Below are 1812 nucleotides of genomic sequence, written 5' to 3' on the forward strand. Positions count from 1 at the left end.
TACCAATGCCAACCGCCATACCGGTCGCTAACAGTGCAGCCACTCCAGTGCCAGCAAGAATGCGACGGCGGCGTTTTTTTAGCTGGCTGTGCGCATTGGCTAATTTGGACTTGTCAGTCGGCATTTTGTTGGGCATCTCGATCGGGGTAGGGTAGGGAAAGTGGGGGCAAGTTAGTGGGTCGAGTCAAGACTCGCGATCGGTGGAACGAGCTAATTTTAATGGTAATTAGCTAAGGAAATTTTCCCATCTGACAATTCTACTACTGACGATCCACTTGCCGATCGCTGCGGCTCTAATCGGCGGATCTTTAAGCCAATCTCTTCTGGCCTATTTTTAATGCCACCAAAACGAAATGGCGATCGCCACGATCGCACCGATAATCGTGTTGATAACATTGACTAATTCATTCGTCAACCAATCAAATTTTGGCTGGAGTGTCGCACCGATGAGGCTTTCCACATTAGTCGCGACAAAAGCCGCGATCGTGCAAATTATCACGCCAGTCAAACTAATCAGCCCCACGCTATAAGCAACCAACGAAATCAGAATCCCACCCACGATCCCAGCCAGAGTACCTTCTAAACTCACAGCACCTTCCGTCCCTCTGGGAACGGGTTGTAAGGTCGTAATTAAAAACGTACTTTTGCCATAAGCCTTACCGACTTCACTCGCGGTCGTATCTGCCAACTTGGTACTAAAACTGGCAACATAACCCAATAGCAATGCGGGTTCCCAGCTCGGAGCCAGCCAGCCTAGATGAATCGCCGCGATCGCGATCGCGCAGATAGTTGCTGTCAAAGCCGAACCCCAGACATTTTCTGGCCCTCTAGCACCGCCGCGTTTTTCGGCAATTCCGGCGGCTTCCTTTTGTGCCATCCCGATCCGCGTCACTGCCGAACCGACGAGGAAATAAAACATCACAACGCCATAGCCGCGCCATCCCAAGGTGCCCCACACAACGACTCCCAATCCCCAGGCATTAATTAATCCGGCAGGGGTTAATAATTTCTTGGGAACGAGCGTGGCAACGATGAATAAGATGGTGTTGAGGGCGATCGCGACCAGCCAGGAATTGTCGAGGATTTGGTTGAGCCAGTTTGGGAGCATGGAGTTGGGGGTTGGGAGCAGGGAGGTTATTATTGAATACTTTAGTTATGATATCTTCACCCTAATTCGATCGATAGAGATTACTCGAATAGCATCGATCGATCGTCGATCGCGCCTAGTAATTTGAGTGTTTGAATTTGTGCTAGTGGCAATCCAGTCGCTCCAGTAATATTCATCTGTTCGTAAGGTCGTTCGAGCCGCACGGTAGATTGAGATTGAAGGCGATCGACATCTAGAACGTAGGTCGTTTCAGCTTCGCAGGTACTAGTAATCTGCCGAATATCACAATCGTCGGCTCCTAGTTTGCCCGTCGGATCGCAATTCGCTGCTAACAACTCATCAGATATTTTAGTAAAGACCGAGCGATCGAAGCTCGCCGCAGTAAAATTCACCCGCTCCAGAGTTGCATTGACGAAGTAAGCCGAGCGAATCGGTAATAAAGAACAGTCTAAATCGACAATTTGGCGATCGCGATCGAGTTCGATCAGTAAGTTCAGGATATTGCCTGCTAGGTAGCCGGGGGGAATTGGCGTCAGCGTCTGCCACTGCGCCAAAATCCCCCGTAAATGTCCGCTAATGCGTTCTCTTGTCTCCCAACTACTCACCAATCGACTGAGAATGGGTCGGAGGATCGACTGGATCTGAGCTTGGCGGAGGCGATCTTTGGCGGTGGCTTTGATGATGGCATAAGTATTGAGATGAAC

At 50.0% G+C, this 1812-nt stretch carries 1 protein-coding gene and 1 pseudogene; both read right to left on the reverse strand.

Translation table 11 applies throughout. From position 1 onward, the window contains the following. Positions 1-334 precede the first annotated feature (334 nt). Positions 335-1108 (reverse strand): TIGR00297 family protein, encoded by a 774-nt coding sequence (locus tag RMO84_RS09975; protein WP_310488314.1) that lies wholly within the window; start codon positions 1106-1108, stop codon positions 335-337. 80 nt (positions 1109-1188) lie between these two features. Next, positions 1189-1812: pseudogene (locus RMO84_RS09980) on the reverse strand (hypothetical protein); the annotation flags it as partial.

Source organism: Chamaesiphon sp. VAR_69_metabat_338 (genome assembly GCF_031423935.1).
In the GTDB taxonomy this organism is placed as follows: domain Bacteria; phylum Cyanobacteriota; class Cyanobacteriia; order Cyanobacteriales; family Chamaesiphonaceae; genus Chamaesiphon.